This window comes from Rhodococcus koreensis (assembly GCF_017068375.1).
GTDB classification, from domain to species: Bacteria; Actinomycetota; Actinomycetes; order Mycobacteriales; family Mycobacteriaceae; genus Rhodococcus_F; species Rhodococcus_F koreensis.
This window is the reverse complement of the sequence record NZ_CP070609.1, coordinates 5,866,457-5,881,526: the sequence shown is the minus strand read 5'-3', so window position 1 is coordinate 5,881,526 and position 15,070 is coordinate 5,866,457. Positions and strand designations below refer to the sequence as shown.

The 15,070-nt window shown below is 67.8% G+C and carries 14 protein-coding genes and 4 tRNA genes; 10 read left to right on the top strand and 8 right to left on the bottom strand.

What is annotated here, in order from left to right; all coding sequences use genetic code 11:
* Positions 1–3: 3 nt before the first annotated feature.
* A complete protein-coding gene (locus tag JWS14_RS27000) occupies positions 4–1,827 on the top strand; it encodes a branched-chain amino acid ABC transporter ATP-binding protein/permease (protein WP_072943074.1) in 1,824 nt (607 codons plus the stop codon).
* Positions 1,824–2,561 (top strand): ABC transporter ATP-binding protein, encoded by a 738-nt coding sequence (locus JWS14_RS26995; RefSeq protein WP_206014794.1) that lies wholly within the window; start codon positions 1,824–1,826, stop codon positions 2,559–2,561. Before JWS14_RS27000 ends, JWS14_RS26995 begins: the two co-directional genes overlap by 4 nt.
* A 3-nt stretch (positions 2,562–2,564) precedes the next feature.
* Here JWS14_RS26995 and JWS14_RS26990 read toward each other — a convergent pair whose 3' ends face one another.
* The 5 genes from JWS14_RS26990 to JWS14_RS26970 all read right to left on the bottom strand — a co-directional run bounded on the left by JWS14_RS26990 (position 2,565) and on the right by JWS14_RS26970 (position 4,513).
* Positions 2,565–3,218: a TetR family transcriptional regulator gene (locus tag JWS14_RS26990; RefSeq protein ID WP_072943071.1), complete on the bottom strand. Its 654-nt coding sequence runs from the start codon at positions 3,216–3,218 to the stop codon at positions 2,565–2,567.
* 156 nt (positions 3,219–3,374) lie between these two features.
* Positions 3,375–3,451: transfer RNA gene (locus tag JWS14_RS26985), tRNA-Phe, on the bottom strand.
* A 66-nt stretch (positions 3,452–3,517) separates the two neighbouring features.
* Positions 3,518–3,591: transfer RNA gene (locus tag JWS14_RS26980), tRNA-Asp, on the bottom strand.
* Positions 3,592–3,685: 94 nt separating this feature from the next.
* A tRNA-Glu gene (locus JWS14_RS26975) sits at positions 3,686–3,758 on the bottom strand.
* Positions 3,759–3,856: 98 nt separating this feature from the next.
* Positions 3,857–4,513: a TetR/AcrR family transcriptional regulator gene (locus tag JWS14_RS26970; RefSeq protein WP_095863331.1), complete on the bottom strand. Its 657-nt coding sequence runs from the start codon at positions 4,511–4,513 to the stop codon at positions 3,857–3,859.
* Between the two features lie 330 nt (positions 4,514–4,843).
* On the opposite strand from JWS14_RS26970, the gene JWS14_RS26965 reads away from it, so the two are divergent.
* A tRNA-Lys gene (locus tag JWS14_RS26965) sits at positions 4,844–4,916 on the top strand.
* Positions 4,917–5,109: 193 nt separating this feature from the next.
* A complete protein-coding gene (locus JWS14_RS26960) occupies positions 5,110–6,255 on the top strand; it encodes an RNA polymerase sigma factor (protein ID WP_072943067.1) in 1,146 nt (381 codons plus the stop codon).
* 7 nt (positions 6,256–6,262) lie between these two features.
* On the opposite strand, the gene JWS14_RS26955 is transcribed toward JWS14_RS26960, so the two are convergent.
* Entirely contained in the window at positions 6,263–6,853 is a 591-nt protein-coding gene (locus JWS14_RS26955; protein WP_095863330.1) for a TetR family transcriptional regulator, read from the bottom strand.
* A gap of 122 nt (positions 6,854–6,975) precedes the next feature.
* Between JWS14_RS26955 and JWS14_RS26950 the strand changes: the two genes are divergently transcribed.
* On the top strand, positions 6,976–7,449 hold the full coding sequence (locus JWS14_RS26950; protein ID WP_095863329.1) for a DUF4334 domain-containing protein: 474 nt from the start codon (positions 6,976–6,978) through the stop codon (positions 7,447–7,449).
* A gap of 6 nt (positions 7,450–7,455) precedes the next feature.
* Positions 7,456–8,544 (top strand): NAD(P)-dependent alcohol dehydrogenase, encoded by a 1,089-nt coding sequence (locus JWS14_RS26945; RefSeq protein ID WP_206014793.1) that lies wholly within the window; start codon positions 7,456–7,458, stop codon positions 8,542–8,544.
* A gap of 4 nt (positions 8,545–8,548) precedes the next feature.
* On the opposite strand, the gene JWS14_RS26940 is transcribed toward JWS14_RS26945, so the two are convergent.
* Together JWS14_RS26940 and JWS14_RS26935 are read right to left on the bottom strand one after the other, a co-directional pair.
* The gene (locus JWS14_RS26940) at positions 8,549–9,139 is read right to left on the bottom strand and encodes a hypothetical protein (protein WP_072943059.1); all 591 of its coding nucleotides are present in this window, start codon (positions 9,137–9,139) and stop codon (positions 8,549–8,551) included.
* Positions 9,136–9,576 (bottom strand): MmcQ/YjbR family DNA-binding protein, encoded by a 441-nt coding sequence (locus JWS14_RS26935; protein ID WP_083395621.1) that lies wholly within the window; start codon positions 9,574–9,576, stop codon positions 9,136–9,138. The genes JWS14_RS26940 and JWS14_RS26935 overlap by 4 nt, the downstream gene beginning before the upstream one ends.
* Before the next feature lie 66 nt (positions 9,577–9,642).
* Here JWS14_RS26935 and JWS14_RS26930 point away from each other — a divergent pair, with 66 nt between their 5' ends.
* The 4 genes from JWS14_RS26930 (at position 9,643) to JWS14_RS26915 (ending at position 14,989) form a co-directional block, all read left to right on the top strand.
* Positions 9,643–10,248 (top strand): DUF937 domain-containing protein, encoded by a 606-nt coding sequence (locus JWS14_RS26930; protein ID WP_206016191.1) that lies wholly within the window; start codon positions 9,643–9,645, stop codon positions 10,246–10,248.
* 410 nt (positions 10,249–10,658) lie between these two features.
* Positions 10,659–11,615, top strand: a complete 957-nt coding sequence (locus tag JWS14_RS26925) for an acyl-ACP desaturase (protein WP_072943056.1) — start codon at positions 10,659–10,661, stop codon at positions 11,613–11,615.
* Between the two features lie 78 nt (positions 11,616–11,693).
* A complete protein-coding gene (dusB, locus tag JWS14_RS26920) occupies positions 11,694–12,836 on the top strand; it encodes a tRNA dihydrouridine synthase DusB (protein WP_206014792.1) in 1,143 nt (380 codons plus the stop codon).
* 119 nt (positions 12,837–12,955) lie between these two features.
* A complete protein-coding gene (locus tag JWS14_RS26915; RefSeq protein ID WP_206014791.1) occupies positions 12,956–14,989 on the top strand; it encodes an LCP family protein in 2,034 nt (677 codons plus the stop codon).
* Positions 14,990–15,070: the final 81 nt, after the last annotated feature.

Here is a 15,070-nt window from a genome sequence, read left to right as displayed (position 1 = left end):
ACAATGGCTCTGTGGCGCCTGATTCGATCGGCCCCCGGTTGGCTCTTCCCGCTCGCCGTCGGCCTCCTCGTGCTGTTCCTGCCGGAGTTCGGTCTGGGCTTCGCGCTGTCCCGGCAGGTGCAACTCGCCTGCATCCTCGCGCTGGTCGTCAGCGGCCTCAATCTCAGCCTCGGCTACGCGGGGGAACTCGCGCTCGGCCAGGCCGCGATGTACGCGGCCGGGGCGTACACCGCCGGGCTCATGTCGATCGCCGGATACACGGACATCGTGCTGCAGTTGGCCGCCTCGGGGCTGGTGGCGCTCGCGGTGGGCATCGTCACCGGAATCCCGGGATTGCGGCTCGGCAGTTGGTCATTGGCGATGACGTCGTTCTTCCTCGTTCTCCTCGTGCCGGACATCATCGCCGTCTTCGGCGACACCACCGGCGGCCGCAACGGACTCAGCGGGATCGAACCGGCCACCCTGTTCGGTGAGGCGATCGACGCCGACCGGTTCTACATGGTGGTCGTCATCGTCGCGATCCTCTGGTTCGCGGTCCTGCGCAACCTGGTGGCCTCCCGGCACGGCATTGCGTTCCGCACCCTCAAACAGAGCCCCGTCCTCGCGTCCTCGGTGGGCATCTCGGTGTTCCGGATGAAGCTTCTCGGCTATGCGATCGGCGCGTTCCCCGCCGGCCTCGCGGGCGCCCTGTTCGCGAACATCGACATGTACGTCTCCCCCGAAGCGTTCGGATTCACGTTCGCGACAGCAGTTCTCGCGGCGTGCATCCTCGGGGGCGCGACGAGCGTCTACGGCGCGGCGGTCGGGGCGGCGATCATGCAACTCGGCCCGAACCAGTCGTCCGAGTTCCAGCAGTACGCCCTCGTCTTCTACGGCGGATTCCTGATCCTCGGCGGCGTCCTCCTCAGTGGTGGCCTCGCGAAGGTCGCCAAGCAGGCCGCGGCACGGTTGGACCGCGCGGCGGGCCTGACCGGCCGTGGAACACACGCCCGCCCCGGAGGCACGGATCGATCGGCGATGGACCCGATGCCGGGTCGGGTGCTCGTGGTCGACGGCATCTCGAAGGCCTTCGGCGGCAACCAGGCACTCGACGACGCATCGCTGCGAGCGGAACCGGGCAGCATCACCGCACTGATCGGACCGAACGGCTCGGGCAAGACCACGATGCTGAACATGATCTGCGGGTTCTACCGCCCCGACAGCGGTCGAATCCTGATCGGTGACACCGAGGTCCAGGGCAAGGCGCCGGAACGGGTCGCCGGATGCGGCGTGGCCCGAACGTTCCAGACACCCGACATCCCCGACGGTGTCACCGTCCTCGAGGCGGTGGCCTCCGGTCGGTACAGCACCGACCGGGTTTCGATGCTCTCGACCGTCCTGCGGCTTCCCCGTCATCACAGGGTCTGCGCCGCCGACATCGCCGAGGCGGAACGCGCACTCGACGTCGTGGGGCTGTCGCACCTGCGCGACGAGACCGCAACCGCACTCCCCCTGGGAATGCGGAGGCTGCTCGAGGTCGCCCGGTCGGTGGTCGCCGCACCGCGGGTCCTGCTGCTCGACGAGGTGGCGTCCGGCCTCGACGAGGACGAAGTGGAGCGCCTTGCCGGCCTGATCCGTCAACTCAGCGACGCAGGCTGCACGATCGTGCTGGTCGAGCACAACTTCCGCCTGGTACTGGCACTCGCCGACACCATCGTCGTGCTCGCTCAGGGCCGCGTGATCGCCGAAGGTCCACCGTCCGAGATCGAACACAACCCTCGCGTACTCAGCGAATACCTCGGCGTCGTCGCCGAGGACACGGAACTGGCCGGAGAGGCGACCTCATGAGCGTTCAGACTGCGACACCGCTGTTGAGCCTGCGGAACGTGCAATCCGGATACGGCGACCTGCGGGTGGTGTGGGACGTCTCGCTCGACGTGTGGCCCGGCAAGGTCACCGCACTGCTCGGCCGGAACGGTGCGGGGAAGACCAGCACCCTGCGTGCCATCTCGGGGCTGAACAGGGTGTCCGCCGGGACGATCGAGTTCGACGGCCGCGACATCGCGAAGGTGGCGCCGCACCGGCGGGTCCGCCAGGGAATGGCCTACGTGCAGGAGGGGAAGCGGGTCTTCCACCGGCAGACCGTGGAACAGAACCTGATTCTCGGCGGGTACGTCCGCAGGATGAGACGGTCGGCCGTCCGCGAGGAGGTGGAACGGATCTACGACCTGTTCCCCGTCCTCGGCGCGAAACGCGGCCTGCTCGCCGGTGCGATGTCCGGCGGGCAGCAGCAGATGCTGGCGATCGGGCAGGCGCTGATGGCGAAACCCACCCTGCTACTGCTCGACGAGCCGTCCGGCGGGCTGGCGCCCGTGATCGTCGGCGAGGTCATGGAACGCGTGAACACCCTCAAGGAGGCCGGGCTGGCGGTGCTCCTCGTCGAGCAGGCCGTCGACGCCGCGATGAGCGTGGCCGACCACGTCACCGTCCTCGACGTCGGACGCGTCGTCATGGACGCGGATGCGGGCGAGATCGACGACAGGGCGGTGATTCGCGACGCCTACTTCGGGCGCGTCGGCTGACGACTAGCCGCCGAGGCGGCGGAACACGAGACGAACCGCGAGCCCCAGGTGCGCCATCACCTCGTCCACCGAGATGCGGCCGGCCACCCAGGACACCAGGCTCGACATCCAGACGTCGCCGATCACGCGGATGGCGTTCAACTGGTCGTCGGAGATCTGCTCGACACCGATGGTCTTGGCGAACATCTCCGTCATCAGGGCGCCGAACGCATCCAGTTCGGCCGAGGCCGATGCGTCCGCGAACATGAACGCACGCACCAGGGCCTCGTACCGCGGCCGGTCCTTCTCGAGGACCTCGGTGTTCTTCCGGAGCACGAACAGGATCCGCTCCGACGGGGTGTCGCCGGGGATGGTGACGTTCTCGAACCGGGACCGCATGCCCTCGAACACCATCAGGAGGCCCATCACCAGCATGTGGTTCTTCGACGGGAAGTACCGGTACACGGTGCCCAGCGCGACGCCCGCCCGATCCGCGATGGCGCGCATCTGCACGGCGTCGTACCCGCCCTCGGAGGCGAGTTCCATCGCCGCGGCGACGATCCGCTGGTAACGCTCCCGCTGCGGGGCCTTGGCCCCGCGCGAGGGCAGCTGCCCGTTGCGGAGCAACGACAACAGCCCGTCGCGGCCCGCCGTCAGCGGCTCTTCAGCAGTGCTCATGGACGTCAGCCTAGCGACAGTCACTTCGCCGGCGTCGCGCGACGGTAGCCCCACGTGAGTGCCAAAGTGTGTTCCCCCACACTTTGGCACTCACGTGGGGTGGGAACGAAAAAACTCCGCTGTCGACGTTCTCGACAACGGAGTTTCTGTGAATCGTGGTGGCCAGGGCCGGGATCGAACCGGCGACCTTCCGCTTTTCAGGCGGACGCTCGTACCAACTGAGCTACCTGGCCGGACGGCACCCGAACCGAATGCCTATCGCATTGTGTTGCCGATACCGTGTATCGGCAACACACTTGCGACCCTGACGGGACTCGAACCCGCGACCTCCGCCGTGACAGGGCGGCGCGCTAACCAACTGCGCCACAGGGCCTTGCTTGTCCTGCTGTGCTCTACAAGTGTAGAGCGTTACTGCGTGTCACTTTACTGCCGTCGAACCATACCGCATGCTCGACACCGGTCAAACGTACCCCCTACGGGATTCGAACCCGCGCTACCGCCTTGAAAGGGCGGCGTCCTAGGCCGCTAGACGAAGGGGGCCCGTCGGATTTCTCCGAACCAGTACCTCAACGGCGTTCCGTTGGGAGCTTGGATAGCTTAGGACACGGATCGAGAATTTCCCAAATCGCCAGGTCAGACTACGAATCGGGCAGTTCTGACCCGGAATCCGGCCATCCGTCCCGCGCAAACTTCTCCAGCCATTCGGGTGAAGCCATCGCCGCGAGGATCACTTCGAGCGATTCGACGAACCGTGTACCGAGGTCGCCCTCCAGCGCGGTCATGTCGGACATGTACCGCTGGCCGGCGAGAGAGGCCGCCAGGACCCGGGTGAACTTCTCCGGGTCGGCATCGGCGCGCAGCGACCCGTCCCGCTGGGCGCGGATCGCGAACGCGTGCGCGGTGCGCCCCCACACCTGCGAGCCACCGGACTGCACGTCCGGGTAGAACTCGGGTTCGACGATCAGCCGGAACTCGGCCCGCACGATGACGCTCGAATGAAACAGCTTCGCCAGGTCGATCACGAAACCGTGCAGCGCCTCGAAGGGCCCGATGTCCGTGCGACTCGTCCACCTGTCGGTCAGGGCGGTGAATTGCTCCACCCCGGACTGGAGGACGGCGCGGGCGAGTTCTTCCTTCGACTGGAAGTGGAAGTACATCGCCCCCTTGGTGGCGTTCGAGCCCTCGAGGATCGTGTTGACCGACGCCGCCGCATAGCCGCGCTTCGCGAACTCGATCGCGGCCGACTCCACCAGTGCAGCGCGAGTGCGTCGCGCACGCTCCTGCTGACGTGCCATGACGGTGAATCCCTCTCCCAAATGTAGTAACCCCCGCTTTTCGCCCTGCAGGGGCGAGCTTGGAGCCATACATAACAGTATCCCCGTTTTGAAAGAACCAACAGAGCAGTCTTTAGATCATGAAAACTTCCCTAAAACAAACCTTGCGCCCGTTATTGACCCGAAATCGGACCGCCGCCGAAAACACACCAAGTGGTATAATTTGGGTCGGCTCGGGTGCGCTGCAGGGGGTGCGCACCCGAGCCGACCACTTCCATCCCCCGGCACGGCGCGCCGTGCCGGGGGTGCTGTTCTCTCGGTCACCGTCTGCGCACTAGACTCTGGCCCCGCGCCCCTATAGCTCAGTTGGTAGAGCTACGGACTTTTAATCCGCAGGTCGTAGGTTCGAGCCCTACTGGGGGCACCGTCCTGACCGGTTCATCCTGGTCAGGTAGTGCGATAGACGCGTTCGGAGCGGCGGAGTGGTCACCATGTGACCACCCGTCGACCCGGCGACGTGCTCACCTTGGTCGCGGGATGTCGAGAATCCGCGGCCGGCTCCGTCCCCGCAGTGAACACGGCCACAATGGGCCGTACCTCACCAAGGAGGTTCGCCAGTGGACGAGGCGGCACTGCGCACCCTCACCCCCGCTGTGATCGGGATCCTCGTCCGCCGCGGAGCCGACTTCGCGGAGGCCGAGGATGCCGTGCAGGACGCCCTGGTCGAGGCCGTGCGCGTGTGGCCGGACGACCCGCCGCGGGATCCCAAGGGCTGGCTGGTCACCGTGGCCTGGCGGAAGTTCCTCGACACCGCCCGCGCCCACTCCTCCCGCAGGCAGCGCGAGGAACGCATCGAGGCCGAGCCGGTGCCCGGACCGGCCGAGGCGGTCGACGACACGCTCCAGCTGTACTTCCTGTGCGCGCACCCGTCCCTGACACCGGCATCGTCCGTCGCGCTCACGCTGCGCGCGGTCGGCGGCCTGACGACGCGTCAGATCGCGCAGGCCTACCTGGTTCCGGAGGCGACGATGGCCCAGCGCATCAGCCGGGCCAAGCGGACCGTCTCGGGCGTCCGGTTCAACCAGCCCGGCGATGTCGCCACGGTGCTGCGGGTGCTCTACCTGGTGTTCAACGAGGGGTATTCCGGCGAGGTCGACCTCGCCGCCGAGGCGATCCGGCTCACCCGTCAGCTCGCGGCCGCGATCGACCATCCGGAGGTCGCGGGTCTGCTCGCGCTCATGCTGCTTCACCACGCGCGGCGCCCGGCACGGACCGGCCCCGACGGCAGCCTCGTACCCCTCGCCGAGCAGGACCGCAGCCTGTGGGACACCCGTCTGATCGCCGAGGGCGTCGACATCCTCCAGGCGGCCCTGGCCCGCGACCGCCTGGGCGAATTCCAGGCCCAGGCCGCCATCGCCGCGCTCCACGCCGACGCCCGGACGGCCGAGGAGACCGATTGGGTGCAGATCGTCGAGTGGTACGACGAACTGGTGCACCTCACCGACAGCCCGGTGGCCCGCCTCAACCGGGCCGTCGCGGTCGGCGAGGCCGACGGCCCGCGCGCCGGGCTGGCCGCACTCGCGGCGCTGGACGACGCACTGCCCCGTCACACCGCGGTCGCGGCGTATCTCCGCGAGCGGGACGGCGACCTGGCAACGGCGGCACGGCTCTACGCGGAGGCGGCCGACAAGGCGCCCAATCTCCCCGAACGAGACCACCTCACGCGTCAGGCCGCCCGCCTCAACGCGCTACTGCGGAGCTGAGCGGCACTCACCCGCGGCGCGGCGCGTCCTCCACCGAGGACACCCGGATCAACCGCCGAACGGCCTCGACGGCGGTCTGCCGCCGCTGCGCCACCGTGCGTTCCCCTGACTTCTTGCCGCCCGGCGCGGTGGCCAGCGATCGGACGACGTCGGTGATCACGAGCAGTAGTTCGCCTGCGTTCCACGACGGATCGACGAACCCCTCCTGCTGCCCTCGGCGAATCTCGGCGGCCTTGGGCCGCAGGGTGACGATCCGCGCGTCGCTGTCCGCGATCTGTTCCCGCATCTCGAGGTCGGCCCACTCCTGCAGCCGTGCGTTCTCGGGGTGCGCCACGTAGTCGTCGAACAAGCGGCCCGCATACCCCGGCAGATCGTCGCCCCGCAGTGCCGTCTGCTCCGTCGTCTCCACGATCCATTGCTGGATGACGGCGTCGAACAGCGCTTCCTTGCTGTCGAAGTACGCGTACAGGCGGTCCTTGCTCGCCCGGGCCGCCTCCGCGATGCGGTTGATCCGGGCCCCGGCGACTCCGTAGCGGGCGAATTCGTCCTTGGCCGCGGCGAGGATCCGGTCGCGCGTGGCTTCTCCCGCTGATCGCATGCCGACATCCTAAATTGCCCGTTGCCGAACCATTTGGTTCGGCGTAGCCTGCGCAGTTGACGAACAATCTGGTTCGGAAACTCTTCGACCTTCCCGTCCGCACGAGAACCCGAGGTACGACCATGAACATCGATCAGGCCCGCAGCACGTTCCACGAGCTTCGACAGCGCGACGCCGGCGTCTCCCCCGACGAACTCGACGCCGTGTGGGCGGCACTCGACACCGTGCGGGCCGAGGACATCCTCGGCAGCTGGAAGGGCGACGACTTCGCCACCGGGCACCGCCTGCACGACAAGCTGGTCGCGAGCCGCTGGCACGGAAAGACGTTCCACTCCCTCGAGGACGCGAAACCGTTGATCTGCCGGGACGCAGACGGGAACCTCTATTCCGACGTCGAGGGCGGCAACGGCGAGGCCAGTCTGTGGAACATCGAGTTCCGGGGCGAGGTCACCGCCACCATGGTGTACGACGGCGCCCCCATCTTCGATCACTTCAAGAAGGTCGACGACTCGACCCTCATGGGCATCATGAACGGCAAGTCCGCACTGGTCCTCGACGGCGGCAGGCACTACTACTTCCTGCTCGAAAGAGACTGAGCCCCAATGCAGGTCACCGCAGCACTCTCCCTCGGTCCCGAGTCTCCGTTCACGCTGGAGACGGTCGAACTCGACGAGCCCCGCGCGGACGAGGTTCTGGTGCGGGTCGTCGCCACCGGCCTGTGCCACACGGACCTCGTCACCAAGGCGGCACTCCCCACCGTCGCCGGTCCGGCCGTCCTCGGGCACGAAGGCGCCGGGATCGTGGTCGACGTCGGGGCACGCGTGAGCGGGATAGCGCCCGGCGATCATGTGATTCTCAGCTACCGCCACTGCGGTGACTGCGACCAATGCCGAAGTGCGGGTCCGGCGTACTGCGTCGACGCGCACCGCTTGAACAGTTCGGGCAGGCGTGTGGACGGTTCGGCCACCGTCACCCGGAACGGCGAACCGGTGCGCGCCGCCTTCTTCGGCCAGTCCAGCTTCGCCGACCACGTTCTCGCGACGGCCGACAACATCGTCGTCGTCGACGAGTCCGTCGACCTGGCCGCCGCGGCGCCGCTCGGCTGCGGGTTCCAGACGGGTGCCGGTGCGGTACTGAACGTGCTCCGCCCAGGCAGCGATTCGAGTGTGGTCGTCTTCGGCGCGGGCAGCGTCGGGTTCGCCGCCCTGCTCGCCGCCCGAACAGTGTGCGTTGCAACGCTTTTCGTGGTCGATCCGGTGCCCGCGCGGCGTGCGCTCGCGGCGGAGTTCGGTGCGGTCGCGCTCGATCCCGGGACGCAGGACGTCGTCGCGGCGATCCGCGCGGGGACCGGCGGCGGCGCCACCCACACCCTGGACACGACGGGGATCCCCGCCGTCATCGGTCAGGCGCTGTCGTCGCTGCGGGCGCGAGGCAGCGCGGTGGTCGTCGGACTGGGCACACCCGAAGTGGCGGTGAACATTCAGGACCTGATGCTGAACGGCAAGACCCTCCGCGGCTGCGTCGAGGGCGATTCGTCCGTGCAGCAGTTCATTCCGCAGTTGCTGGCGTTGCACGCCGAGGGGAGGTTCCCGTTCGACCGTCTCGTCACCGAGTACCGGTTCGAGGACATCAACCGCGCCGTCGCCGATCAGGCTGCGGGGACGGTGATCAAACCCGTGCTCGTGTGGTGAATTGTCAGGGCGCGGCGGGTGACGGCCCGTCGCCGACCTGCCCGTCTTTCGCTTTCGTGTCCCCGCGCATCTCGGCGAGATCCTCACCGCGCTTGCGGTACGTGAAGCTGACTCCGGCGACGCCGAGGAACAGCACCACCCCGATGATGGCGCCGGCGAGCGACGCACCGCGGAATCCGGGCGCGTCGACGTCCATGATCCGTTCGCCGGCGTGCGCCGCGCTGTTGCCGCCGAGCACCACGCTGAGCGTCAGCAGATTGGGCAGCACCACAAGGACTCCGAGGATCAGCAACACGATCTGCACGGGCTTGAACCGGCGCTTGCGGAACAACCGCCACGCCCCGCGGAACAGCAGCAGGGGCAGCAGCGTGCACAGGGTGCCGAACAAGAGTCCCCACAGGATGCCGCCGCCGAAGCTGCCATCCGCCATCCCGCCCACGTTCTGCGCCCACGCCCGCGGGAGGTACGCCGCGAGGATGAAATACGCGATGACCAGCACCACCAGGAGGACGGCGATCCCGATGGCCTTCTTGGCCCACGACGGCAGTCCCGACTTCGCCGGCGTGGTGGTGGATGCGCTGTTGTCGGTCGTCATGACTGGTCTCCCTGCGTCGGCAACGGTTCTTCGTCCAGCACCTGCTTCGCCAGTCGCTTCGGCGCGACGAGCGTGTACGACGTCCTGATCCACTCACGCAGCTGTTCCCACCGGGGCCCGTCCGCGTCCGCGACGTCCACTGCGATCCAGCCGTGTCTACCGAGACCGTATCCCGCGGGCTCAGCCCCCGGTTCCGTCGCGACCACCGCTTCTGCCTCGTCGACGGTGAGCTTCACCGTCAACCGGGTGGCGTCCACGTCGCTGAACACGAAGTTCTTGCCCCGCACCCGGAACGTCGGGTGCCCGTCCCACTGGGCGATGTCCACCCGTACGGCTTCGGGCAATTCGGCGGCGATCTGTTCGAGGCGGCTCATGTTGTTGCCCATGTGACGATTGTCGGCAGCACCCCGACCGACCGCAACAGGCATATCGGACATACGGGATTCACTAATGTCGGAAGTCCGGGGGTTTCGACGAAGAGCCCCATGACGAGGCAGGCATCCATGGCATCGATCGACGACCTTCTGTCCCAGATTCCGATCAACCAGATCGCCCGGCAACTCGGCGTCGACGAGGCCACCGCCGAGACCGCGGTGAAGTCGGCGCTGCCGACGCTCGTCGGCGGGCTCGGCGCCAACGCCGAGGACCCGGACGGCGCCGCGTCCCTGCAGAGCGCGCTGCACGATCACCGCGGCACGACGCTGCTGGACGGCGGAATCGACATCGACCAGGTCGACACGGACGACGGCGACAAGATCGTGTCCAACATCTTCGGCGGCGAACGTGACCAGGTGGCGAGCACACTCGGCGGGGTCGGCGGCGGCAGCGGAGTGGGCAGCGACCTCATGAAGCAGTTGCTGCCGATCCTCGCGCCGATCGTGCTGGCGTACATCGCCAAGCAGGTGACGGGCGGCGGTTCCGCTCCGCAGGCGCAGCCGCAAGGTGCAGGCCAGGCAGGCGGAGGTCTCGGGGACGTACTGGGCGGACTCCTCGGAGGCGGCGGCGGTTCCGGCGGGCTCGGCGGGGTTCTCGGTGGCCTGCTCGGGAAGGGTGCGGGCGGCGGACTGGGCGACATGCTCGGCGGACTGCTCGGCGGCGGAAAGAAGTAGCGAGACGGGGCGGCGGGTCACCGCCGTCCCGCAGGGTGTCGATATTCACACCTGGGGTGGATCGAATTCCCAGGAGACTCGGAGCCGGACGAAGCGCCTCCTACGCAACCGTCGACACGGCTCGAGTTAGGGCGGGGAATCTGTGGAGACCCACAAATCTGTGATCGTCCACAACTGCCCGCGCGTCGCTGTGATGATCTCTCCCTGGGATGATTACGCTGGTCACCGCACACGCAACCTCATCAGTACACTGTCATGTAACGGTTCGCCGCGTGGCGGCGACACATCCCGGAAGGTCCATTACGGATCGGTAACTTCGACGGTTCCCGGGCCGCCGACGGCGTTTACCAACCTACTTACGGTGCCGTAGGCTGAACAAAGTCAAATTTGAGCTACTGGAGGCATTACACATGGCGAGGGACCTGACCCAACTCGAACTGCTGCAGGAGTTGTCGCCGGTTGCAGAAGAGAACGTCAACCGCCACCTCTCCATGGCCAAGGAATGGCACCCCCACGACTATGTTCCGTGGGACGAGGGACGCAACTTCGCCGCGATGGGCGGCACCGATTGGGACCCCGAGCAGTCGCAGCTCGACGAGGTCGCCAAGGCCGCGATGATCACGAACCTCCTCACCGAGGACAACCTGCCGTCGTACCACCGCGAGATCGCCGAGAACTTTTCCCAGGACGGCGCGTGGGGAACATGGGTCGGTCGCTGGACCGCCGAGGAGAACCGTCACGGGATCGTGATGCGCGATTACCTCGTCGTGACCCGCGCCGTCGACCCCGTCCAGCTCGAGCAGTTCCGCATGGAGCACATGACGAACGGCTTCGCCTCCCCCGCCGACGTCGACGCAGGCTTCCTCCACTCCGTCGCGTACGTCACGTTCCAGGAACTCGCCACCCGTGTGAGCCACCGCAACACCGGCAAGGCGTGCAAGGACCCGATCGCCGACAAGATGCTGCAGCGCATCGCGGCCGACGAGAATCTGCATATGATCTTCTACCGCAACATGTGTGGTGCGGCCCTCGACCTCGCGCCCGACCAGGCGCTCGAGGCCGTCAACATGATCGTCCAGAACTTCCAGATGCCGGGCGCCGGTATGCCGAACTTCCGGCGCAACGGTGTGCTCATGGCCAAGCACGGCATCTACGACTTGCGTCAGCACCTCGAAGAGGTCGTGATGCCCGTCCTGCGCAAGTGGAACATCTTCGAGCGGAACGATTTCACCGCCCGCGGCGAGGAGATCCGCGAGAGCCTCGGCAAGTTCCTCGAGAACCTCGAGGGCCAGGCCACCAAGTTCGAGGAGCAGCGCGACCGCATGCTGGCCCGCGAGGCCAAGAAGCGCGAGCAGAAGGCTTCCTGACGTAAACAGTTATCCTGTGCCCGGTACCGGATTCGGTACCGGGCACAGTTTTTTCCAGCACTTTCCCAGAGGTCGTCAATGTCATCCCTTCGTATCGGATCGCTCGAGCTGCGCAGTCCGGTGGTTCTGGCCCCCATGGCCGGGATCACCAACGTCGCCTTCCGCACGCTGTGCCGTGAGCTCGAGACGGAACGCGCGGGCAGCACGTCCGGCCTGTACGTCTGCGAGATGGTGACCGCGCGTGCGCTGGTCGAGCGGCAGCCCGCGACCCTGCACATGACGACGTTCGGCCCGACCGAGACGCCACGGTCCCTGCAGCTGTACACCGTCGACCCGGACACCACGTACGCGGCGGCCAAGATGATCGTGGACGAGAACATGGCCGACCACATCGACATGAACTTCGGCTGCCCCGTCCCCAAGGTGACCCGCAAGGGTGGCGGTGCGGCGCTGCCGTACAAGCGCACGCTGTTCGGCCGGATCGTCGCGGCGGCCGTGAAGGCGACCGAGGGCACCAACGTCCCGGTGACCGTCAAGTTCCGCGTCGGCATCGACGCCGAGCATCACACGCATCTCGACGCCGGCCGGATCGCCGCCGGCGAGGGTGCTGCCGCCGTCGCGCTGCACGCGCGTACCGCGTCGCAGCGGTACTCCGGCACGGCCGATTGGAACGAGATCGCCCGGCTCAAGGAACACGTCACGGACGTGCCCGTCCTCGGGAACGGCGACATCTTCGCGGCCGAGGACGCGGCCCGCATGATGGAGCAGACCGGGTGCGACGGCGTCGTCGTCGGACGCGGGTGCCTCGGCAGGCCGTGGCTGTTCGCGGAGCTGAGCGCGGCACTGAACGGAAAGCCGCAGCCCACTCCGCCCAACCTCGGCGAGGTGGCCACGATCATCCGCAGGCACGCGGAACTCCTCGCCGATCACCACGGCGAGGACAAGGGCCTGCGCGAACTGCGCAAGCACGTGTCCTGGTACCTGCGGGGCTTCCCCGCCGGGTCCGAACTGCGGGTCGCGATGGCCCTCGTGAGCAAACTCACCGAACTCGACGACCTCCTCGTCCAGCTCGATCCGACCATCCCGTTCCCCAAGGACGCCGAGGGTCCGCGCGGGCGGCAGGGATCGCCCGGCACGGTCGCCCTCCCCGAGGGGTGGCTCGACGACCCCGACGACTGCCTGGTGCCCGCCGGCGCCGACCTCATGCATTCCGGTGGTTAGCAGCGCGAACGCGCGTCACCTCGCTACTTGTGGGGAGCCTCGACGTTCGATAAGTACTATGGCTGGAATCCGTCGGGGCCGACGGAGGTCCGAGTCGGCGGAGAGGTCAGGTTGCATCGGTGGGTGATGATCACAGTGCGGACTCACCGACTCCCGAATCCCGCGCCCCCTGGGAGCGTCCTCTAGCGGATCCCAGCTACCGGGAAGCCCAGTCGGGGCGGCCGCGGCGACTCCCACCGCGACAGCCACCTCCCGAACGGCGGCCTCCCGAACCGCCCGCAGCCCCCGAGCACCGTGCACCGGTGGAACGCACCGAACCGTCCCGCCACGACAGCGGCCGGATCGGCCGCCGGGCCGCGGGCGGACCCACCGAGGCGCTCTCCGTCGCCGACCTGGTGAAGAAGGTCGCCGAGGACGACGCGAGCGATCCGGAGAAGACGGAGACGATTCCCCCGATCGACGAGCGGCAGCCGCCGCCTCCCGGGGTTCCGCCGCGCAAGACCCCACCGGCAGCGCCGCCGGCAGCCCCGCCGTCGGAGCCGCCGCAGAGCACGCCCGAACCCGAATGGGTCGCAGATTCCGCCGAGACCACCGCGGTACCGCAGGTGGTCGGCAACCCGGGCACCACACGCCTGGCCCTCAACAAGACCCGCAAACGCAAGCGTCTGCGCGCAGCGGGACGCGCCGTCGTCGCGCTCGTCGCGGTGGTCGCACTCGCCGGAACCGGCATCGTCTGGGGCTACCTGCGCTCCACCGAGGGCAAGTTCGACCAGATCGCGGCACTCGACACCGAGTCGACCGACATCGTCGACGCCGTCGGGCAGACCGGTGACGAGACCTACCTCATCGTCGGCACCGACACCCGCGCCGGCGCGAGCGGCGAGGTCGGCGCCGGAACCATCGACGACGCCGAGGGCTCCCGCGCCGACACGGTGATGCTCGTCAACATCCCCGCCGACCGGAGCCGGGTGGTCGCGGTGTCGTTCCCCCGCGACCTCGACGTCGAGCGACCCGTCTGCCAGGGCTGGGACAACGACAGCGGCAGCTACACCGGCGAGACCTTCCCCGCCGCCGACGGCGACAAACTCAACGCCACGTACGCTCTCGGCGGACCGAAATGCCTGGTGAAGGTGATCCAGAAGATGTCGGGTCTGAAAATCGGCCACTTCGTCGGCATGGACTTCGCCGGCTTCGAGTCGATGGTCAACGAGATCGGCGGGGTCAAGGTCTGTACCACCCAGCCGCTCGAGGACGACGTACTCGGCACCGTTCTGCCGCAGGCGGGCACCCAGATGCTCGACGGCAAGACGGCACTGAACTTCGTCCGCGCCAGACACGTCGAGGCGGAGGGCAACGGCGACTACGGGCGCATCAACCGGCAGCAGAGATTCCTCTCCGCCCTGCTGAGGGGCGCCCTGTCCAGTCAGGTGCTGCTCAATCCCGGCAAACTGAACGGTTTCATCAACGCGTTCACCCGCGACACGTTCGTGGAGAACATCGACACGAAGTCGCTGGTCACGCTCGGGCGCTCACTGCAGAACGTCGACGCGGGCGCGGTCACCTTCCTGACCGTGCCCACGGCGGGCACCACCGAGTGGGGCAACGAGATTCCCCGCACCGACGACATCAAGGCCATCTTCCGGGCCATCATCGACGACGAGGCGCTGCCCGGCGAGAAGCGGGCGGAACCGTTGCCCTCGAACGCCCCCGAACCGCAGGCCGCGCCGCCCGCCCCGGAGACGGTCCAGGCCGTCGACCCGTCCAGCGTGACCGTGCAGGTGTCGAACGCATCGGGTGAGTCGGGGCTGGCCGCGACCGTCGCCGACAATCTCGCCGCCGAGGGCTTCCAGATCTACAACGTCGGCAACTACACGGGCACCAGCAGCGAGACCGTCATCCGGTTCTCGCCGGGCCACGAGGCCGAGGCGGCGACCCTGGCGTCGTCGTTCCCGGGTGCGGTGCTCGAGGCGACCACCGGACTCGGAACGGTCGTGGAGGTCGCGCTCGGTTCGAGCTTCTCCGGGACCGTGCAGACACCGAGTCCGATCGACACTCCGCTGAACGTGTCGGACGTGCGAATCGGCCAGCCGGAGGACGCGGAAATCCCCGCGGACCTGGCGGTTGTGAACGCAGGCGACACGTCCTGCGATTGAGCGCACGCTCAGCAGCGTCGTTCACCCTGCGTTCACCGTGTGATCGTGACTTGGTTTCCCGTGCACCGTAGGCTGTGACCT